This is a genomic window from Afipia sp. GW822-FHT03D08 (assembly GCF_058801645.1).
In genome coordinates this window covers 800617-821637 of record NZ_JBXANK010000001.1, presented here as the reverse complement: position 1 = coordinate 821637, position 21021 = coordinate 800617, and the positions used below count along the sequence as shown (strand labels likewise).

Below are 21021 nucleotides of genomic sequence, written 5' to 3'. Positions count from 1 at the left end.
TGACGCAATAGAATTGGCGCAATGAAAGATCGAAAGACTTAAACGATGGCCGTCCGCCGTTTGGCTCCGAAAGAGGTACAGCCCGCAAGCTTCGCGTTCAGCGCGGAGAATCTGGCGTGGGCGAAAGCCCAGATCGAGAAATACCCGCCGGGCCGTCAGCAGTCCGCGGTGATCCCGATCCTGTGGCGCGTGCAGGAACAGCACGACGGCTGGGTGTCGGAGGTTGCGATCCGTGCCGTCGCGGACCTGCTCGAGATGCCCTACATCCGCGTGCTGGAAATCGCGACGTTCTACACGATGTTCCAGCTCGAGCCGGTCGGCAAGAAGGCGCATGTGCAGGTTTGCGGCACGACGCCGTGCATGCTGCGCGGCGCGAAAGACCTGATCGAGGTCTGCAAGCATCGCATCCATCACGATCCGTTCCACGTATCGGCCGACGGCAACTTCTCGTGGGAAGAGGTCGAGTGCCTCGGCGCCTGCGTGAATGCGCCGATGGTGATGATCTGGAAGGACACCTATGAGGATCTGACGCCCGAGAGCCTGAACAGGGTGCTCGACGGCTTCGAGACCGGCAATCCGCCCAAGCCCGGCCCGCAGATCGATCGCCACTTCGCGGCACCGGTCACCGGTCTGACCTCGCTGAAGGGCCAAGCGGCGAGTTCTCCGAAGGGGGACAAGTCATGACGGGAACGACGCTTCGCTACATCGCGCTTCACGCGGTTGTCGCCGCTGTCTTCATCTTCTTTTTGAACTTCTACATTCTGAAGACCGAACTTCAGTCAGCCGTGTTCTGGGCCATTGGCTTCGGCGCGATGGCGGCCGGGCTCGCCTATCAGCAATCCAAGCGTTCAGGGTCTTAAGGTAGCGACTATGCTCGACGACAAGGACCGCATCTTCCGCAATCTCTATGGCCAGGACGACTGGGGCCTGGAGGGCGCGCGCCGCCGTGGCGCGTGGGACGGCACCAAGGCGATCATCGACCGGGGCCGCGACTGGATCGTCGCCGAAATGAAGGCGTCCGGCCTGCGCGGGCGCGGCGGGGCGGGCTTCCCGACCGGCATGAAATGGTCGTTCATGCCGAAGGACAACGCCGACGGGCGTCCGAGCTATCTTGTGGTCAACGCCGACGAGTCCGAGCCGGGCACCTGCAAGGATCGCGAGATCATGCGGCACGATCCGCATCTGCTGGTCGAAGGCTGCCTGATTGCCAGCGCCGCCATGGGCGCGCATGTCGCCTACATCTATGTGCGCGGCGAGTTCATCCGCGAGCGCGAGCATCTTCAGGCCGCGGTTGATCAGGCCTATGAGGCGAAGCTGATCGGCAAGGACAACGTTCACGGTTATCCGTTCGATCTCTACGTTCACCACGGCGCCGGCGCATATATCTGCGGCGAAGAGACCGCGTTGCTCGAAAGCCTCGAAGGCAAGAAGGGGCAGCCGCGCCTGAAGCCGCCGTTCCCGGCCAACGTCGGTCTTTATGGCTGCCCGACCACCGTCAACAATGTCGAGTCGATCGCGGTCGCGCCGGACATCCTGCGCCGGGGCGCGGCATGGTTCGCCGCCATCGGCCGTCCGAACAACGTCGGCACCAAGCTTTACGGCATCTCCGGTCACGTCAACACGCCGTGCGTCGTCGAAGACGCGATGAGCATTCCGTTCAGGGAACTGATCGAGAAGCATGGCGGCGGCATTCGCGGCGGCTGGGATAATCTGCTGGCGATCATTCCCGGCGGCGCATCGTGCCCGCTGATCCCGGCGGCGGATTGCCAGGATCTGATCATGGATTTCGACGGCACCCGCGCGGTGAAGTCGAGCTTCGGCACCGCCGGCGTCATCGTGATGGACAAGTCCACCGATGTGGTCGCGGCCATCGCGCGCATCTCCTATTTCTTCAAGCACGAGAGTTGCGGTCAGTGCACGCCGTGCCGTGAGGGCACCGGCTGGATGTGGCGCGTGCTGTCGCGCATGGTCGAAGGCCGCGCCCACAAGCGCGAGATCGACATGCTGCTGGAAGTCACCAAGCAGGTCGAAGGTCACACCATCTGCGCGCTCGGCGACGCGGCGGCCTGGCCGATCCAGGGTCTGATCCGCGCCTTCCGTCCGGAGATCGAGCGGCGCATCGACGATTTCACACGCAAGTCGACCATCGATGATGTCGGTGTTCTCGATCCCGTCAACATGGTCGCGGCGGAGTAAATGGCATGACCAAGATTCTCGTCGACGGAAAAGAGATTGACGTTCCTGCCGAGTACACGCTGCTTCAGGCGTGCGAGGCGGCTGGCGCCGAAATTCCGCGCTTCTGCTACCACGAGCGGCTGTCGATCGCCGGCAACTGCCGCATGTGCCTCGTTGAGGTCGCGGGCTCGCCGAAGCCTGTCGCGAGCTGCGCCTGGGCCGTGCGCGATTGCCGCCCGGGTCCGAACGGCGAACTGCCGGCGGTCAAGACCAAATCGCCGATGGTGAAGAAGGCACGCGAAGGCGTGATGGAATTCCTGCTGATCAACCATCCGCTCGACTGCCCGATCTGCGATCAGGGCGGCGAGTGCGATCTTCAGGATCAGGCGATGGGTTACGGCGTCGACACCAGCCGTTTCATGGAGAACAAGCGCGCGGTCGAGGACAAGTACATCGGCGCGCTGGTGAAGACTTCGATGAACCGCTGCATCCAGTGCACGCGCTGCGTCCGCTTCACCACCGAGGTTTGCGGCGTGCCGGAACTGGGCCTGACCGGCCGCGGCGAGGACGTCGAGATCACGACCTATCTGCAAAGTGCGCTGACGTCCGAGTTGCAGGGCAATCTCGTCGACATCTGCCCGGTCGGCGCGCTGACCTCGAAGCCATACGCATTTGCCGCGCGTCCATGGGAACTGGGCAAAACCCAGTCCATCGATGTGATGGATGCGGTCGGCTCCGCGATCCGCGTGGATACGCGCGGCCGCGAAGTGATGCGCATTCTGCCGCGCGTCAATGAGAACGTGAACGAAGAGTGGATTTCGGACAAGACGCGCCACATCGTCGACGGTCTGCGCACGCAGCGTCTGGATCGGCCGTACATCCGCGAAAACGGCAAGCTGCGCGCGGCCACATGGACCGAAGCTTTCGCGGCAATCGCCAAGGCGGTTGCCCGCTCGGACGGCCGGCGCACCGGCGCCATCGCCGGCGATCTCGCCGCGGTGGAGGAAATGTTCGCGCTCAAGGAATTGCTCACCTCGTTCGGGTCGGCGAATTTCGCCACTCAGGACGGCGCCGGGTTCGATCCGAAGGCGGGCCGCGCGTCGTACATCTTCAATCCGACCATCGCGGGCATCGAACAGGCCGACGCGCTGCTGATCGTCGGCTCCAATCCGCGCAAGGAAGCTGCCGTTCTCAACGCGCGCATCCGCAAGCGCTGGCGCACGGGGGCGCTCAAGATCGGTGTGATCGGCGACAAGGCCGATCTGACCTACGATTATGAGCATCTCGGCGCAGGTACCGATACGCTGGGCGATCTCGCCGCCGGCAAGCACTCGTTCGCCGACGTGCTGAAGGGCGCAAAGCACCCGATCGTGCTGGTTGGCGCGGGCGTTGCCGCCCGTCACGACGGCGCGGCGGTGCTGTCGCAGGCTGCCAAGCTCGCCGTGGATCTCGGCGCGCTCAAGGACGGCTGGAATGGATTTGCGGTGCTCCACAACGCCGCCTCGCGTGTCGGTGCGCTCGATATCGGCTTCACGCCGGGGGCGGGCGGCCTGAACGTCGCGCAGATGACAACGTTCGGCACGCTCGATGTGCTGTTCTCGCTGGGCGCGGACGATGTCAGCCCGGCCGACGGCACGTTCGTGGTTTACATCGGCACCCACGGCGACAAGGGCGCGCACCGCGCCGACGTGATCCTGCCGGGCGCCGCCTATACCGAGAAGGCCGGTCTCTACGTCAACACCGAAGGCCGTGTGCAGATGGCCAACCGCGCCGCGTTCCCGCCGGGAGATGCGCGCGAGGACTGGGCGATCATCCGCGCGCTGTCGGACGTTCTCGGCAAGAAGCTGCCGTTCGACTCGCTCGGGCAACTGCGCCAGGCGATCTTCAAGGCCGCGCCGCATCTGATACGGATCGACCAGATCGAAGGCAACGATGCGGCGGGCGTGAAAGCGCTCGCGGCGCGCGGCGGCTCGGTCGAGAAGGGCGCCTTCAAGAGCCCGGTCGAGGACTTCTACCTGACCAATCCCATCGCGCGGGCGTCCGCGGTGATGGCCGAATGTTCCAAGCTCGCCTCCGGGCAACTTCTGACGGCGGCGGAGTGAGCGTGATCCGATGACCGAATTCTTCGCAAGCGAGTTATGGACGGGCTATCTCTGGCCGATCATCATCATGGTCGCGCAGAGCGTGCTGCTGCTCGTGGTGCTGCTGATCGCCATCGCCTACATCCTGCTGGCCGACCGCAAGATCTGGGCGGCGGTGCAGATCCGGCGCGGTCCCAACGTGGTTGGGCCATGGGGCCTGCTGCAATCCTTCGCGGACTTGCTGAAGTTCGTGCTGAAAGAGCCGACCATTCCGGACGGCGCGAACAAGGGCGTGTTCCTTCTGGCGCCGCTGGTCTCGTGCGTGCTGGCGCTGGCAGCGTGGGCGGTGATCCCGGTCAACCTCAACTGGGTGATCGCGGACATCAATGTCGGCGTTCTCTACATCTTCGCGATCTCGTCGCTGTCGGTCTACGGCATCATCATGGCTGGGTGGTCGTCGAACTCGAAGTATCCGTTCCTCGCAGCGCTTCGCTCCGCCGCGCAGATGGTGTCCTACGAAGTCTCGATCGGCTTCGTCATCATCACCGTGCTGCTGTGCGTCGGTTCGCTCAACCTGACCGCTGTGGTCGCGGCGCAGGACACCAAACTCGGCATTCTCGGCTGGTACTGGCTGCCGCTGTTCCCGATGTTCGTGATTTTCTACGTCTCGACGCTGGCGGAAACCAATCGCCCGCCGTTCGATCTGGTGGAAGCGGAATCCGAACTGGTCGCCGGCTTCATGACCGAATACGGCTCGACGCCGTATCTGCTGTTCATGCTCGGCGAGTATGTCGCCATCACCACCATGTGCGCGCTGGCGACGATCCTGTTCCTCGGCGGCTGGCTGTCGCCGATCCCGTTCGCGCCGTTCACCTGGGTGCCCGGTGTGATCTGGTTCGTGCTGAAACTGTTCTTCATGTTCTTCCTGATCGCGATGGCGAAGGCGATCGTGCCGCGCTACCGCTACGACCAGCTCATGCGGCTGGGCTGGAAGGTGTTTCTGCCGTTGTCGCTGGCGATGGTCGTCATCGTCGCCGGTGTGCTGCAATTCGCGGGGCTTGCACCGAAATGAGGTTTTCGTCATGGGCATAGCAAGCACAGCCAATCAGCTTCTGCTGAAAGAGTTCGTCTCGGCGTTCATTCTCGCCATGCGATACTTCTTCAAACCGAAGCCCACGCTGAACTATCCCTTTGAGAAGGGACCGATCTCGCCGCGTTTCCGCGGTGAGCATGCGCTGCGCCGTTATCCGAACGGCGAGGAACGCTGCATCGCCTGCAAGCTGTGCGAAGCGATCTGTCCGGCGCAGGCCATCACCATCGAAGCCGGCCCGCGCCGCAACGACGGCACGCGCCGTACCGTGCGCTACGACATCGACATGGTGAAGTGCATCTATTGCGGGCTGTGCCAGGAAGCCTGCCCGGTCGACGCTATCGTCGAAGGTCCGAACTTCGAATTCGCGACGGAAACGCGCGAGGAGCTTTATTATGACAAGGCGAGACTGCTCGCCAACGGTGACCGCTGGGAGCGCGAGATTGCGAAAAGCATCGAACTCGACGCGCCGTACCGGTGAGGTGAAAGCATGATCGGTCCCGCGCTCTTCTTTTATCTCTTCGCCGGTGTCTGCGTGGCGTCCGCGATCATGGTCGTGACGTCCCGCAACCCTGTGCACTCCGTGCTGTTCCTCATCCTCGCGTTCGTGAACGCGGCGGGACTGTTCATGCTGCTCGGCGCGGAATTCCTCGCGATGATCCTCGTCGTGGTTTACGTCGGCGCCGTCGCGGTACTGTTCCTGTTTGTCATCATGATGCTGGACGTCGACTTCGCCGAGTTGCGCCAGGGCTTCATCGAGTATCTGCCGGTCGGTTTGCTGATCGGAGCGGTGTTCCTTGCCGAGCTGCTGCTGGTGGCTGGCGGCTGGATCATGAATCCTGCGATCTCGAAGGCGATCACGTCGCCGATCCCGGGCGGGGTCAGCAACACCGAAGCGCTCGGCCTCGTGCTGTATACGAAGTATCTGCCGTACTTCCAGTTGGCGGGTCTGGTGCTGCTGGTCGCCATGATCGGCGCTATCGTGCTGACGCTGCGGCACAAGCCGAGCGTCAAGCGGCAGGACATCAATGTGCAGAACGCGCGCACCAAGGCAGCGGCGATGGATGTGCGCAAGGTCGCGTCGGGGCAGGGCCTTCAGGACGCGGATTCAGGGGAGTGGGTGCGATGACGATCGGTCTCGGTCACTATCTCGCAGTCGCCGCCATCCTGTTCACGATCGGGATTCTCGGCATCTTCCTCAACCGGAAGAACGTCATCGTCATCCTGATGTCGATCGAACTCATTCTGCTCGCAGTGAACATCAACCTCGTGGCGTTCTCGGCGTTCCTCGGTGACATCGTGGGGCAGGTGTTCGCGCTATTGGTTCTGACGGTCGCCGCGGCTGAAGCGGCGATCGGACTTGCCGTGCTGGTGGTGTTCTTCCGAAACCGCGGTTCGATCGCGGTCGAGGACATCAATCTGATGAAGGGTTAACGCATGATCCCGAAAAGCATGCCCTTGGGCAACGACCCGGCGGGTGGACACCGGTTTTCGGACCAGATCGTGCGTCTTGAGAGAATCACGCCATGATTCAGGCCATCGTTTTCCTGCCGCTGATCGGCGCGCTCATTGCGGGCGCGGTGGCGCTGTTTGGCGCGCATGCGCGCAATCCGAGCGGCGACGAGATGGATCACACCCACGGTCATGACGACCATGGGCACGGGGTAACTCACGCTCATGCGGCGCATGACGATCATGCCCACGGCGATCACGGGCATGACGATCACGGTCCGGTCGAGCCGGCTGCTGCGGGCTCACGCACCGCCGAAATCGTCACCACCGCGCTGCTGCTGATTTCCGCCGCGCTGTCATGGATGGCGCTGGTCGATGTCGGCTTCCTGCATCACGACACGCGCGCTCAGCTTTTCACCTGGATCGGCTCGGGTGATCTCGTCGTCAACTGGGCGCTGCGCGTCGATACGCTGACCGCCGTGATGCTGGTGGTGGTCACCTCGGTGTCGTCGCTCGTGCACCTGTATTCGATCGGCTACATGAACGAGGACCCGAACCGTCCGCGGTTCATGGCCTATCTGTCGCTGTTCACCTTCATGATGCTCATGCTGGTAACCGCCGACAACCTCGTGCAGATGTTCTTCGGCTGGGAGGGCGTGGGCCTCGCGAGCTACCTGCTGATCGGTTTCTGGTTCCAGAAGCCGTCGGCCAATGCCGCCGCCATCAAGGCGTTCGTCGTCAACCGCGTCGGCGACTTCGGATTCCTGCTCGGCATCTTCGCGATCTTCATGATGGTCGGCTCGGTCGATTTCGACACGATCTTCGCCGCGGCTCCCGGCCTGACCGGCAAGACCATCCACTTCTTCGCCTGGAACATCGATGCGCTGACCCTGATCTGCCTGTTCCTGTTCATGGGCGCGATGGGCAAGTCCGCGCAGTTCCTGCTGCACACCTGGTTGCCGGACGCCATGGAAGGCCCGACGCCGGTGTCGGCGCTGATCCACGCCGCGACCATGGTCACCGCCGGCGTGTTCATGGTGGCGCGCCTGTCGCCGCTGTTCGAACTGGCTCCGAACGCGCAGGCCGCCGTGATGCTGATCGGCGCGACCACCGCGCTGTTCGCCGCCACCATCGGTCTCGTGCAGAACGACATCAAGCGCATCGTCGCTTATTCGACCTGTTCGCAGCTCGGCTACATGTTCGTGGCGATGGGAGCAGGGGCCTATTCGGTCGGCATGTTTCACCTGTTCACCCACGCCTTCTTCAAGGCGCTGCTGTTCCTGGGCTCCGGCTCGGTGATCGTCGCGATGCATCACGAGCAGGACATCCGCAACATGGGTGGCCTGAAGGACAAGATCCCGTTTACCTACATCACCATGGTGATCGGTACGCTCGCGCTGACCGGCTTCCCGCTGACGGCCGGCTATTTCTCGAAAGACGCGATCATCGAGTCCGCGTTCGTGGCAAACAATCCGTTCGCGCTCTACGGCTTCCTCTGCACCGTGCTCGCCGCGGGCCTGACCTCGTTCTATTCATGGCGCCTGATCTTCAAGACGTTCCATGGCGAGCCGCACGACCAGAAGCACTACGAGGCCGCGCACGAGAGCCCGTACACCATGCTGATTCCGCTCGCGGTGCTGTCGGTGGGCTCGATCCTCGCAGGCTTCCCGTTCAAGGAGCTGTTCGCGGGCCACGGCATTCACGAGTTCTTCCGCGAGTCGCTGAAGATGAACCCGAAGATCATCGACGAGATGCATCATATTCCGGCGGCGATTGCCTACCTGCCGACGGTGATGATGGTGGTCGGCTTCTTCTTTTCGTGGCTGTTCTACATCCGCAAGCCGTATCTGCCGGTCGAACTCGCGAACCAGCATCCGGGCCTGTACCGCTTCCTGCTCAACAAGTGGTATTTCGACGAGCTCTATGACTTCCTGTTCGTGCGGCCGGCCAAGTGGCTCGGGCGCTTCCTGTGGAAGAAGGGCGACGGCTTCATCATCGACGGGTTCGGTCCTGACGGCGTCTCGGCGCGCGTGCTCGATGTCACGCGCAACGTCGTGCGGCTCCAGACCGGCTATCTCTATCACTACGCATTCGCGATGCTGATCGGCGTGGCCGGTCTCATCACGTGGTTTATCTTCGGTCTCGGGGGCCAATGATGACAACCTGGCCCATCCTTTCCGTCGTCACGTTCCTGCCGGTCGTCGGCGCGATCCTGATTTATCTCAGCCGCGGTGATGACGAGGCCGCGCGCGGCAATGCGCGCTGGATCGCGCTGTGGACCACGATCATCACCTTCGCGGTGTCGGTCATTCTGGTGCTGCGGTTCGATCCGGCCCAGCCGGGCTTCCAGTTCGTCGAGAAGACGGCCTGGCTCGCCAACGGCATCGGCTACCACATGGGTGTGGACGGAATTTCGCTGCCGTTCGTAATCCTGACCACGGCACTGATGCCGTTCTGCATTCTCGCAAGCTGGAAGTCGGTCACGCTGCGCGTGCGCGAGTACATGATGGCGTTTCTTTTCCTTGAAACGCTGATGATCGGCACATTCTCGGCGCTCGATCTCGTGCTGTTCTACCTGTTCTTCGAAGGCGGCCTGATTCCGATGTTCCTGATCATCGGCGTCTGGGGCGGCCCGCGCCGCGTCTATGCCAGCTTCAAGTTCTTCCTCTACACGCTGCTCGGCTCGGTCTTGATGCTGCTCGCTATCATGGCGCTGTATCTGAACGCCGGGACAACCGATATCCCGACGCTCATGAACACGGCTGTGCCGCGCAATCTCCAGACATGGGCGTGGCTGGCGTTCTTCGCTTCGTTTGCGGTGAAAATGCCGATGTGGCCGGTTCATACCTGGCTGCCGGACGCGCACGTCGAGGCGCCGACCGCAGGCTCTGTCGTGCTGGCTGCGATCCTGCTGAAGATGGGCGGCTACGGCTTCCTGCGCTTCTCGCTGCCGATGTTCCCGCTGGCGTCGCATGATTTCGCGCCGCTGGTCTTCACGCTCTCAACGATTGCGATCGTCTACACGTCGCTGGTCGCCTTGATGCAGGAAGACATCAAGAAGCTGATCGCTTACTCGTCCGTCGCCCACATGGGCTTCGTGACCATGGGCATTTTCGCTGGCACCATGCAGGGCGTCGCCGGCGGCGTGTTCCAGATGGTGTCGCACGGCATCGTGTCCGGAGCGCTGTTCCTTTGCGTCGGCGTGGTCTACGACCGGCTGCATACCCGCGAGATCGCCGCCTATGGCGGCCTCGTGAACCGCATGCCGCTTTATGCCTTCATGTTCATGGTGTTCACCATGGCCAACGTCGGCTTGCCGGGCACCTCGGGATTCGTCGGCGAGTTCATGACCCTGATCGGCACCTTCAAGGTCAGCATTCCGACCGCGACGATTGCCACACTTGGCGTGATCCTGTCGGCGGCCTATGCGCTGTGGCTCTACCGCAAGGTGGTGTTCGGCGTGCTCGACAAGCCGTCGCTGGCGAGCATCAAGGATCTGACGCTGCGGGAAGGGATCATTCTCGCGCCGCTGGTCATTCTCACCATTCTCTTCGGCGTGTATCCGAAGCCGATCCTCGACATGTCGGCGGCGTCGGTGCAGCAACTCGTCACGAACTACAACACCGCCATCACCGCCGTGAAAGCGGCGGCGCTGGTTCAGTAACAACGGGGCAGGACCGGGTTTATGACTTTCGCAGGATATTCGCTGCTTCCCGTGCTGCCGGAACTGGTGCTGGCTGCTGGCGCCATGGCGCTCCTGATGCTCGGCGCGTTTCGCGGACAGCAGACGACGTCGCTGGTGACCGGCATCGCTGTGGTTTTGCTCGTTGTGACGGGCGGTCTCGAACTGTGGCTGCCGGCTGGCAAGCTGACCACCTTCGGCGGCAGCTTCATCGTCGATGACTATGCGCGGTTTCTGAAAATCCTGGCGTTGATCGGCTCCGGCGTCACGCTGATCCTGTCGCGCGCGTACCTCGCCGAGCAGGCGAAGATTTTCGAGTATGCGATCCTGGTGATGCTCTCCACCACCGGCATGATGGTGCTGATCTCGGCCGGCGACCTCATCATGCTCTATCTCGGCCTCGAACTGATGAGCCTTGCGCTCTACGTCGTGGCGGCGAGCCATCGTGACGACACCAGGTCGACCGAAGCCGGGCTGAAGTACTTCGTGCTCGGCGCGCTGTCGTCCGGCATGCTGCTTTACGGCGCGTCGCTGATTTACGGCTTCACCGGCACCGTGAGCTTCGCCGGCATCGCCGCTGAGGCGAAGAGCGCCAACGTCGGCCTGCTGTTCGGGCTGGTGTTCCTGCTGGCCGGTCTCTGCTTCAAGGTCTCCGCGGTGCCGTTCCACATGTGGACGCCCGACGTCTACCAAGGCGCACCGACACCGGTCACCGCGTTCTTCGCGTCCGCGCCGAAGGTCGCCGCACTCGCCGTGTTCACGCGCGTGGCGCTGACCGCATTCCCGGGCATCGTGCCCCAGTGGCAGCAGATCGTGGTGTTCGTCTCCATCGCCTCGATGGCTCTGGGATCGTTCGCGGCCATCGGCCAGAAGAACATCAAGCGCCTGATGGCGTATTCGTCCATCGGCCACATGGGCTTTGCGCTGGTCGGTCTCGCTGCCGGAACGCAGCAGGGCGCGCAGGGCGTGCTGGTCTATATCGCGATCTACGTCGCCATGACGCTCGGCACCTTCGCCATCATCCTGGCCATGAAGCGCAACGGCCGGGCTGTCGAGACCATCAGCGACTTCGCCGGACTGTCGCGCACCAATCCGCTGCTGGCGTTCTTCTTCGCGATGTTCCTGTTCTCGCTCGCAGGCATTCCGCCGCTCGCCGGATTCTTCGCGAAGTTCTATGTGTTCCTTGCCGCGATCAAGGCGGGGCTGTTTACCCTCGCGGTGATCGGCGTGGTGACCAGCGTGGTGGGCGCGTTCTACTACCTCACCATCGTCAAGGTCATGTACTTCGACGAGCCGAAGGAAGCGATGGAGCCGATGCGTGTCGAGCTTCGGGTGGTGCTGGCTGTCGCCGGCATCTTCAATCTGCTGTTTTTCGTCTATCCCGCACCGCTGGTGAATGCTGCCACGGTGGCCGCGAAGTCGCTGTTTTAATGGCGTTCGCGCTCGGTCCACGGGCCAGAGCCCAGAACTATCGCGTTGAGGCGTTCGACAGCATCGGTTCGACCAATGCCGAAGCCCTGGTGAGGGCGCGGGCCGGTGAACGCGGACCGCTCTGGCTGGTGACGGATCTGCAAACAGCAGGACGCGGCCGCCGCCAGCGTGAATGGATTTCCCCGCGCGGCAATCTTGCCGCCACCATTGTCGAGACGCTGGACGTTGCGCCTCCCGTCGCGGCGACGCTCGGGTTTGCCGCAGGTCTGTCGCTCGAAGCCGCCTTGCAGGCGGTGAGCGTGGAGCAGCGGATGCGATCCGGCGGATCGGCCAGCACCAGTTTCCTCCTGAAATGGCCGAACGATGTGCTGGCCGACGGCAAGAAGCTGTCGGGCATCCTGCTCGAGGCCGAAACCATCGGCGGTGATCTCGCCGTCGCCGTTGGTATGGGAACCAATGTGATCTCCGCGCCGGAAGGGACGCCGTATCCGGCGACCTCGCTGGCCGCGCTCGGCATCACGGCCGGTGCCGGTGACCTGTTCATGGCGCTGTCGGATGCGTGGGCGGAATTCCGCGGCATCTGGGACAACGGCAGAGGCTTCGGCGAAATCCGCAGCCGTTGGCTGGAGCGCGCCGCCGGGCTCGGCGAAACCGTTTCGATCCACTCGAACGGAGCGACTGTTGAAGGTATCTTCGAAACCATCGACGATACAGGCTGCCTGATCATTGCCGGCCATGACGGCAAGCGCACGCCCATCGCCGCCGGCGATGTCCATTTCGGTTCAGCCAAATCGTCCGGAGCAATTTAGATGTCGCGACCTGACGAACTCACATTCGCTCCGCTCGGAGGCATCGGCGAGATCGGCATGAACCTGTCGATCTACGGCCTCGGCAAGGGCCAGCAGCGAAGCTGGCTTGCCATCGACCTCGGCGTGTCGTTCGGCAATGAGGAGCATCTGCCGGGCATCGACGTGGTGATGCCGGACATTCGCTTCCTGGTGAAGGAGCGGAAGAACCTGGTCGGGCTGGTTCTAACCCACGCCCACGAGGATCATTTCGGCGCGATCATCGATCTGTGGCCGCAACTGAAATGCCCGATCTATGCGACCCAGTTTAGCGCGGCGCTTTTCGAGGCCAAATGCGCCAGCGAGCGCAATCCGCCGAAGATTCCTGTCACCGTGATTCCGTCGGGTGGCACTGTCCAGATCGGCCCATTCAGCGTCGAGTTCATTCCGGTGGCGCATTCGATTCCGGAGTCACACGCGCTGGCGATCCGCACGTCCGCCGGAACCGTGCTGCACACCGGCGACTGGAAGATCGATCCGACGCCGATCATTGGCAAACCGACCGACGAGAAGCGGCTGCGCGAGCTTGGTGATGAGGGCGTCATGGCGCTGGTCGGCGACTCGACCAACGCGGTGCGCGAAGGCCGCTCGCCGTCGGAGCGGGAAGTCGCGAAGAACATCACCGAACTGGTGAAGGCAGCGAAGGGGCGCGTCGCGGTGACGACGTTCGCGTCCAACGTGGCGCGGCTGCGGGCCGTCGCGGACGCGGCAAAGGCGGCCGACCGCGAGGTCGTCGTGGTCGGGCGCGCGATGGAGCGGGTGGTGCAGGTCGCACGCGAGACCGGCTATCTCGACGGCGTGCAGGCGTTTCGCAGCGCCGACTACTATGGAAACTTTCCGCCGGACAAGGTGCTTGCGCTGTGCACCGGCAGCCAGGGCGAGCCGCGCGCCGCGCTGGCCCGCATCGCCAACGACGATCATCCGCAGGTGACGCTGAACAAGGGCGATACCGTGATCTTTTCGTCGCGGACCATTCCCGGCAACGAGAAGGCCGTCGGTGCGATCATCAATGGTCTGATCATGCAGGGCGTCGAGGTCATCACCGACCGGACTCACATGGTGCACGTCTCCGGTCATCCGCGCCGCGACGAGTTGCGCGATATGATCTCGTGGGTTCGGCCGCAACTGCTGATCCCCGCGCATGGCGAGGCGCTGCATCTGTCCGAGCATGCCAAGCTCGCGCGCGAGTGCGGCGTACCGAAGGTGCTGATCTGCAAGAACGGCGATCTGGTGCGGCTCGGCCCCGGCGATCCCGCGATCATCGAGGAACTGCCACACGGGCGAATCTACAAGGACGGCAATATCCTCGAGCCCGACAAGGCCCGCGCTGTGGTCGAGCGGCGGCGGCTGGCGTTTGCGGGCTGCGCGTTCGTCGCCATCGCGGTTACCGATAAGGGCGATCTGGCCGACGATCCCGAGGTTGATCTCGTCGGCATTCCGGAAAAGAATAAGGCAGGCGAGGTCATCGCGGACGAGGTGTTCGATCTCGTTGTCTCCACGGTGGAAAACCTGCCGCGGGCGCGCAAGCGCGATCCCGATGCGATCGCCGAATCCGTGCGGCGCGCGGTGCGCGCCGAGATCAACGACCAGTGGGGCAAGAAGCCGCTTTGCGTCGTTCATGTGCTGATGGTTTGATTCCCGTCGATAGTCTGAAGGAGCGAAATATGCTGGGCCGGCTCAATCATGTGGCGATCGCGGTGAAGGACGCCGAGAAGGCCGCTCAGATCTATGGCAAGGCCTTCGGCGCGGAAATTTCCGGCGCGGTGCCGCTGCCCGAGCATGGCGTCATCACCGTGTTCGCGACGCTGCCGAACACCAAGATCGAATTCATCCAGCCGCTCGGCGAGGATTCGCCGATCGCGAAGTTCGTTGAGCGTAATCCGGATGGCGGTATTCACCACATCTGTTATGAGGTGCCTGAGATCATCGCCGCGCGCGATACGCTGATCGCGGAGGGCGCCCGCGTGCTGGGCGACGGCAATCCGAAGATCGGCGCGCACGGCAAGCCGGTGCTGTTCCTGCACCCGAAGGACTTCTCCGGCGCGCTCGTCGAAATCGAACAGTCTTGAGAATTTAGATGGTCTATTCGATCTCAACCGCGTTCGCGATCTACTTCGTGCTCTGGTGGGTGGTGCTGTTCGCAGTGCTGCCGTTCGGCGTGCGCAGCCAGATGGAGAACGGTGAAGAGATCGCCGGCACCGATCCCGGCGCACCCAGCGTGGCGCGGATGGGACGCAAGCTGCTGTGGACCACGGCGATCTCGGCAGTGATTTTCGCGATCGGGATGTGGGCCTTCAGGGCCGGTTACCTGAATATCGAGCGCCTGACGCAGCTCATGGGCATTCCGCTCTAGTATTGGCGGTTCGCGAAGCGAACGCCGCAACATCGGTCACGCGCACCGGCGATATATTTCATCCTGACTGCGCGGCGTTTGCGTTCGATATGATCGCGCGCGCAAATTCAAACATGCCGAAAGAAAAAAGAGCAGGGCCAAAGCCCTGCTCTAAAAATTGTGTCGACCCTGTTTTCCCCGAAAACGTTGGATTTATCCTTGATTAGACGGGGCGACGCTGCTTGTGCGCGTCAGGGGCTCCTCCCGAGACTTGGACCACCAGACGATGCGACGAATAGCCGTATCGCGCTGACGCGTTTTTGTAGCGGAAGGATTCTGAGTTGTCACGTTTTTCAGCACTAAATGTCTACTTTTGCGGCGGTGCACAATTTATCAAAAACAACCGGATAATGGCTGTTTTTGACGTATTTTGAAGCGCACAGATTTGCGCGCTCCAAAAATGGTGCGGAACTACCATCTCACTTTCATTCCTGCGTAGATCGCGCGTCCGGTGCCGGGCTCGAACAGCGGCATGGTTGCGTTTGCCTGATTGATGATGCTCGCGCTCGCGATGTATGCGGTGTTGGCGATGTTCCGCGCTTCGAGATACATCGAATACTTGCCGTCATCGACGCCAGCCTTGAGGCCCCAGATTGCGTAAGCCTGTGTGGTTAGCGTGTTCGCGCTATCGACGTAGTAGGCCTGCGGCACCCATTCGATATTCGGACCGATGTAGAACCCGTTGGCGTGCTTGTAGAGCACCTCCGCACGCAGGAAGTGACGTGGCGCGCCAGGGAGCTGGTTGTTGCGGAATACCGGATCGTTGTCGAAGCGGAAATCGTTGAAGGTGTACGCCATATTCAGCCAGATCTTGTCTGCGTCAGGCGTGAAGATGTTTCTGAACATGGCAATGCCAAGTCCGGCCTCGATACCCTGATGCACCGTGTGATCGGCGTTGGTGACGTTGCAGTTTCCAAAGTTGCTGTAGAAGCACAGCAGTTCGTTCTTGATGTTGGCGCGATAGCCGGTCAATTCCCACGTCAGATCAGGCCGCCTCCCGCGTGTTCCGATCTCGTAGGTCGTGGCGGTCTGCGGCTTGATGTCATAGAAGGGAATCGTCGGATAACCGGGGTTCTGGAAGCTCGGGGCGACACTTTCGCCGAAGCTCGGCACCTCGGCGCTGCGCGAAACATTGGCGAAGGCCTGCCAGGTCGGGTCGATATCCCAGAGTAGTCCGCCCTTCGGGCTAAAGAGGCTGAACCAACTGCGGCCGTTCTTGTCGCCATTGAGCGAGAAGTTCACCTGCTGGTCTCTCACTGCAAACAGATATTGAGCTCCCGCAATCGCCGCGACATTCGGCAGGAAATAGAACGAGTTCTCCGCAAAGCCGGAATAGTTCTCCGGCTTCTGCGTCAGGGACGACTGGAGCGCGCCTTTGTATCCGCCAGTGTTGACGTATTGCTGGGCATCGATGGTGCCGTTTAAAATGTTGACGCCAGCGACAAAACGGTTGCGGAAGCCGCCGATGATCCGGTCGTCGGTTGCCTTCACGAAGCCGCCGTAGTCCTTGTAGCTGTAATCGAGCCACTGGAAGATCGGATGCATCAAGTGGCGATCCACCGCGAAGGCTCCGAACTCAACCGTGGTGGCACCGAACCGGACCGTCGTCTTGTTAGCCAGACGCACGGTATCGATATTGCGCTGCCAATCGTTGGCCACGTTCACAGCCGCTGCGGTTTCCGGTGAGGTGAGTGCGGATGCTCTCGTCACCGAGCCCGGGATGCGCTGCCGCACATCGTTGGCATCAATGTAGAAGCGCGTCTCGAAATCCGGCGAGAACTGATAGCCGATATTGCCGCTCGCGCGCGTACTGTGGCCGTAGCTGTGATCGCGGAATCCTTCGGCGCTCTGGTTCGATGCGGTGAAGAACGCGTCCCACGGACCGTTGGCGCCGCCGACACTGCCCTGGAAGCGGCGATAGCCGAATGAACCCATGTCGATGCCGGCGCTGTTGACGCCAAAATCGCGACCGGTCGGCGTCACGAAGTTGATCGCGCCGCCCAGCGAGTTTGCACCGAACTGCAGTGCGTTCGCGCCCTTGTAGACCTCGACATACTTGTAGGCGGTCGGATCGATTTCCTGGAAATCGCCGTAGCCGTCGGACGTGTTGATCGGAATGCCGTCCATGTAGAGCTGGACGCCGCGCAGATGGAAATTGCGCGACAGGCCCGAGCCGCGAATGGAGAGACGGGTGTCGTCGCCCCATTTCGGCTGCGCGAACACGCCGGGCACGTAGCCGAGGATGTCCTTGATGGTGCTGGCGACAGAGTTGTTCTTGTACTCTTCCGCCGCAACGACGGCGACGCCGCCGGGTGTCTGCTGGATTCCCTGACGCGCCTGATCCGCAGTCTTCACGCCGAGCGGTGCGGGTGTAGCGGTGGGCGCGGTTGAGGTTGAGCTGGACTGGACGGGTGCCGGCGTTGCGACCCGGTTCCTAACCGGACGCGGCTGTCGTTCGGTTTGTACCACAACAGGCGGAAGTTCCTGAGGCGCGGTTTGAGCGTGCGCGAGCGGGATCGTGGAGACGGTCGCGGCGGACGCCAGCAGGATGCTGCGCGCCCGTATGGAAACGGAAAACATGGGTTGAGGTCCCACCAATGATGTTGACGATTGAACGGATGCGCGAAAGCGCGAGGTCGTCAGCTCAGGTGGGGAGGGCCGCGGGGCTGGTGATCGCTCTCCGCAAAGCGGACAGTGACATGGTCGTTGGGCGCGGGTTCGAACAGGACGCGCAGCGCAATGCGGATGGCCAGCGCCGGGGTCTGCGGCGGCTGGTCAGCCGTCGCCACGGCGCTCGACAGGCACAGCGGGCAGCGGACGATCGGCTTGGCGGAATCGCTGTTGCCGTCGGCGTCGGGAATCGCTGAACTGCCGTTGAGGCAGAGTTCGTGGAGGGCGTTGAACTTGAGCGGCGAGATCGACGCCAGCAGGGCGCTGGTCAGCATCACGTTGAAGACAAGCGCGTAGACCGCGACAAACGCAGCCCATCGTCCTATCGATCTGATCCGTGTTGCAGCCATTTGAAACCCCATCAGGCTGTTACCATGGGGGGCGGGAACCGCAAATCCCCCAAAAGCCACACCCATGCTTCCTCTTGTGTTTTGCCATTTGATCCGCTTTCACTGAAAAGGTTCCCAAGCTTTCCCTCCGATTCCCGGATCAATCCCGAAACTCCGAGTGTTCCCATGCGATTGTCGCGTTTTTTTCTGCCAATTCTCAAAGAAACGCCCAAGGAGGCGGAGATCGTGTCGCATCGCCTGATGCTGCGCGCGGGGATGATGCGGCAGGAGGCGGCGGGCATTTATGCGTGGCTGCCGCTCGGCTTCCGGGTGTTGAAGAAGATCGAGCAGATCGTGCGGGAGGAGCAGAACCGCGCCGGCGCCATCGAACTCCTGATGCCGACCTTGCAGCTTGCGGATCTGTGGCGCGAGAGCGGGCGCTATGACGCCTATGGGCCGGAGATGCTGCGCATCCAGGACCGCCACAAGCGCGAGTTGCTCTATGGTCCGACCAACGAGGAAATGATCACAGAAATCTTCCGGTCCTACGTGAAGTCCTACCGGAGCCTTCCGCTCAATCTCTATCACATCCAATGGAAATTCCGCGACGAGCAGCGTCCGCGTTTCGGCGTGATGCGCGGCCGCGAATTCCTGATGAAGGATGCATACTCGTTCGACATCGACGAAGCCGCGGCGCGGCTGTCCTACAACCGCATGTTCGTGGCTTACCTGCGCACCTTCGCGCGCATGGGCCTGAAGGCGATCCCGATGCGGGCCGAGACCGGACCGATCGGCGGCGATCTGTCCCACGAGTTCATCGTTCTGGCAGAAACCGGCGAGTCCGGTGTGTTCTGCAACAAGGACGTTCTCGATCTGCCGGTGCCCGGAGCCGATGTGGACTACAACGGCGACCTGACCCCGATCATCAAACAGTGGACAGACCTCTACGCCGCCACCGAGGATGTTCACGACGCGGCGCGCTATGAGAGTGAAGTGCCCGCCGACAAGCGGGTGCAGACCCGCGGCATTGAGGTCGGGCAGATTTTCTACTTCGGCACCAAGTATTCCGACACGATGAAGGCTCTGGTGTCCGGCCCGGACGGCGCGGAGAAGCCGATCCATGGCGGCTCCTACGGCGTCGGGGTCTCGCGTCTTGTCGGCGCGATCATCGAGGCCTGCCATGACGAGAACGGCATCAAGTGGCCGGAGGAAGTCGCGCCGTTCCGCGTCGCGGTCCTCAATCTCAAGCAGGACAGCCCGGAGACCGGGGCGGCCTGCGAGAAGTTTTATGCGGCGCTCAATGCCAAGGGCGTCGACGTACTTTACGACGACACCGACCAGCGGCCGGGCGGCAAGTTCGCCACTGCCGATCTGATCGGTATCCCCTGGCAGGTATTGATCGGCCCGAAGGGGCTCGCCGAGGGCAAGGTGGAAATCAAGCGCCGCAGCGATGGATCGCGCGAGTTCATGAGCCTGGATGAGGCGATCAACCGCTTCACCCAGTCCTGATCCATCCACTGAATAATCTTCGGTAAGGTCGCGATCGCTGCGGGCCGCGACTAGAATTAGCCCGATTCGTGTGAAAATCCGGACTATGGAACCAACATGAGCGAGCCAGTTCGGACCCCACCTTTCGCGCCATTCGAATGGATGCTGTCGACCCGCTATCTGCGGGCGCGCCGCAAAGAGGGCTTTATTTCAGTCATCGCCGGTTTTTCGTTTCTCGGCATCATGCTCGGGGTGGCGACGCTCATCATCGTGATGGCGGTGATGAACGGCTTCCGCAAGGAACTGCTCGACAAGATTCTCGGTTTGAACGGCCATATCGTTGTCCAGCCGCTTGAATCGCCGCTGACCGACTGGAAGGACGTGGCCGAGCGCATCAGCAAGGCCGACGGCATCCGCCTCGCGGCGCCGGTGGTCGACGGACAGGGCCTCGGCTCGTCGCCGTTCAATGCCGCGGGCGTCTTTATCCGGGGCATCCGTGCACAGGATCTCAACGCCGTCACGTCGATCGCCAAGAACATCAAGCAGGGCACGCTCGAAGGGTTCGACGAAGGTCAGGGCGTCGCCATTGGCCGCCGGCTGGCCGACCAGTTGTCGCTGCGCGCCGGGGACAGCATCACGCTCGTATCGCCGCGCGGCGCAGTCACGCCGATGGGGACGACGCCGCGCATCAAACCTTACAAGGTGGCGGCGGTGTTCGAGATCGGCATGTCGGAATACGACGCCTCGTTCGTGTTCATGCCGCTGACCGAGGCGCAGGCCTATTTCAACCGCGCCAACGACGTCACCGCCATCGAGGTCTTCACAACCAACCCCGACAGGATCGACGTCTTTCGCAAGGCGGTGACGGAGGCGGCGCAGCGGCCGATCTTCCTGGTCGACTGGCGGCAGCGAAATTCCACGTTCTTCAATGCGCTACAGGTCGAACGCAACGTGATGTTCCTGATCCTGACGCTGATCGTGCTGGTGGCGGCGCTGAATATCGTCTCAGGCCTCATCATGCTGGTGAAGGACAAAGGCCAGGACATTGCGATCCTGCGCACCATGGGCGCGTCGCAAGGGTCGGTGATGCGGGTGTTTCTGATTACCGGCGCTGCCATCGGCGTGGTGGGCACGCTTGTGGGCTTCCTGCTGGGCCTCGTGATCTGTCTCAACATCGAGACTATCCGGCAGTTCATCTCCTGGATGACCAACACCGAACTGTTCTCGCCCGAGCTTTACTTCCTCTCCAAGCTTCCGGCTGAAGTCGATGTCGGAGAGACCGCCGCGGTGGTGATCATGGCATTGACGCTGTCGTTCCTGGCGACGCTGTACCCGTCATGGCGGGCGGCGCGTCTCGATCCTATCGAAGCGCTCAGGTACGAATGA

General features: G+C 62.4%; 19 protein-coding genes. 17 read left to right on the top strand and 2 right to left on the bottom strand.

Annotated features, from left to right (window positions below; genetic code table 11):
• The first annotated feature begins 45 nt into the window (after positions 1-45).
• From nuoE to AC1RM7_RS03825, 15 genes are all read left to right on the top strand, one after another.
• Positions 46-684 (top strand): NADH-quinone oxidoreductase subunit NuoE, encoded by a 639-nt coding sequence (gene nuoE / locus AC1RM7_RS03895; RefSeq protein ID WP_024921818.1) that lies wholly within the window; start codon positions 46-48, stop codon positions 682-684.
• The gene (locus tag AC1RM7_RS03890; protein ID WP_006020763.1) at positions 681-860 is read left to right on the top strand and encodes a hypothetical protein; all 180 of its coding nucleotides are present in this window, start codon (positions 681-683) and stop codon (positions 858-860) included. Before nuoE ends, AC1RM7_RS03890 begins: the two co-directional genes overlap by 4 nt.
• A 10-nt stretch (positions 861-870) precedes the next feature.
• Positions 871-2196, top strand: coding sequence for an NADH-quinone oxidoreductase subunit NuoF (nuoF, locus tag AC1RM7_RS03885; protein WP_024921819.1), 1326 nt, complete (start codon positions 871-873; stop codon positions 2194-2196).
• Between the two features lie 5 nt (positions 2197-2201).
• Complete coding sequence (nuoG, locus tag AC1RM7_RS03880) at positions 2202-4277, top strand: NADH-quinone oxidoreductase subunit NuoG (protein WP_024921820.1); 2076 nt, start codon at positions 2202-2204, stop codon at positions 4275-4277.
• Between the two features lie 10 nt (positions 4278-4287).
• Positions 4288-5328 (top strand): NADH-quinone oxidoreductase subunit NuoH, encoded by a 1041-nt coding sequence (gene nuoH / locus AC1RM7_RS03875; RefSeq protein ID WP_006020760.1) that lies wholly within the window; start codon positions 4288-4290, stop codon positions 5326-5328.
• 10 nt (positions 5329-5338) lie between these two features.
• Positions 5339-5827, top strand: coding sequence for an NADH-quinone oxidoreductase subunit NuoI (nuoI, locus tag AC1RM7_RS03870; protein ID WP_006020759.1), 489 nt, complete (start codon positions 5339-5341; stop codon positions 5825-5827).
• A gap of 9 nt (positions 5828-5836) precedes the next feature.
• Positions 5837-6475, top strand: coding sequence for an NADH-quinone oxidoreductase subunit J (locus tag AC1RM7_RS03865; protein ID WP_006020758.1), 639 nt, complete (start codon positions 5837-5839; stop codon positions 6473-6475).
• Positions 6472-6780 carry an NADH-quinone oxidoreductase subunit NuoK gene (gene nuoK, locus AC1RM7_RS03860; protein ID WP_006020757.1) on the top strand — a complete coding sequence of 103 codons (309 nt, stop codon included), beginning with the start codon at positions 6472-6474 and terminating at the stop codon, positions 6778-6780. Before AC1RM7_RS03865 ends, nuoK begins: the two co-directional genes overlap by 4 nt.
• A 92-nt stretch (positions 6781-6872) precedes the next feature.
• Positions 6873-8954 (top strand): NADH-quinone oxidoreductase subunit L, encoded by a 2082-nt coding sequence (nuoL, locus tag AC1RM7_RS03855; RefSeq protein WP_024921821.1) that lies wholly within the window; start codon positions 6873-6875, stop codon positions 8952-8954.
• On the top strand, positions 8954-10462 hold the full coding sequence (locus AC1RM7_RS03850) for an NADH-quinone oxidoreductase subunit M (protein ID WP_024921822.1): 1509 nt from the start codon (positions 8954-8956) through the stop codon (positions 10460-10462). The genes nuoL and AC1RM7_RS03850 overlap by 1 nt, the downstream gene beginning before the upstream one ends.
• A gap of 21 nt (positions 10463-10483) precedes the next feature.
• The gene (gene nuoN, locus AC1RM7_RS03845; RefSeq protein ID WP_006020754.1) at positions 10484-11911 is read left to right on the top strand and encodes an NADH-quinone oxidoreductase subunit NuoN; all 1428 of its coding nucleotides are present in this window, start codon (positions 10484-10486) and stop codon (positions 11909-11911) included.
• Positions 11911-12720: a biotin--[acetyl-CoA-carboxylase] ligase gene (locus tag AC1RM7_RS03840; RefSeq protein WP_024921823.1), complete on the top strand. Its 810-nt coding sequence runs from the start codon at positions 11911-11913 to the stop codon at positions 12718-12720. The genes nuoN and AC1RM7_RS03840 overlap by 1 nt, the downstream gene beginning before the upstream one ends.
• Positions 12721-14391 (top strand): ribonuclease J, encoded by a 1671-nt coding sequence (locus AC1RM7_RS03835; RefSeq protein ID WP_006020752.1) that lies wholly within the window; start codon positions 12721-12723, stop codon positions 14389-14391. It abuts the gene before it with no gap.
• Between the two features lie 29 nt (positions 14392-14420).
• Positions 14421-14825 carry a methylmalonyl-CoA epimerase gene (gene mce / locus AC1RM7_RS03830; RefSeq protein WP_006020751.1) on the top strand — a complete coding sequence of 135 codons (405 nt, stop codon included), beginning with the start codon at positions 14421-14423 and terminating at the stop codon, positions 14823-14825.
• Positions 14826-14833: 8 nt separating this feature from the next.
• Positions 14834-15109 (top strand): DUF1467 family protein, encoded by a 276-nt coding sequence (locus AC1RM7_RS03825; RefSeq protein WP_006020750.1) that lies wholly within the window; start codon positions 14834-14836, stop codon positions 15107-15109.
• 450 nt (positions 15110-15559) lie between these two features.
• Here the strand turns inward: AC1RM7_RS03825 and AC1RM7_RS03820 are convergent, their stop codons facing one another.
• Both AC1RM7_RS03820 and AC1RM7_RS03815 read right to left on the bottom strand, forming a co-directional pair.
• Positions 15560-17728 (bottom strand): TonB-dependent receptor family protein, encoded by a 2169-nt coding sequence (locus AC1RM7_RS03820; protein WP_024921824.1) that lies wholly within the window; start codon positions 17726-17728, stop codon positions 15560-15562.
• A gap of 59 nt (positions 17729-17787) precedes the next feature.
• Positions 17788-18168: a hypothetical protein gene (locus AC1RM7_RS03815; RefSeq protein WP_024921825.1), complete on the bottom strand. Its 381-nt coding sequence runs from the start codon at positions 18166-18168 to the stop codon at positions 17788-17790.
• 165 nt (positions 18169-18333) lie between these two features.
• On the opposite strand from AC1RM7_RS03815, the gene proS reads away from it, so the two are divergent.
• Positions 18334-19656 (top strand): proline--tRNA ligase, encoded by a 1323-nt coding sequence (proS, locus tag AC1RM7_RS03810; RefSeq protein WP_006020747.1) that lies wholly within the window; start codon positions 18334-18336, stop codon positions 19654-19656.
• A 96-nt stretch (positions 19657-19752) separates the two neighbouring features.
• Positions 19753-21021 carry a lipoprotein-releasing ABC transporter permease subunit gene (locus AC1RM7_RS03805; RefSeq protein ID WP_006020746.1) on the top strand — a complete coding sequence of 423 codons (1269 nt, stop codon included), beginning with the start codon at positions 19753-19755 and terminating at the stop codon, positions 21019-21021.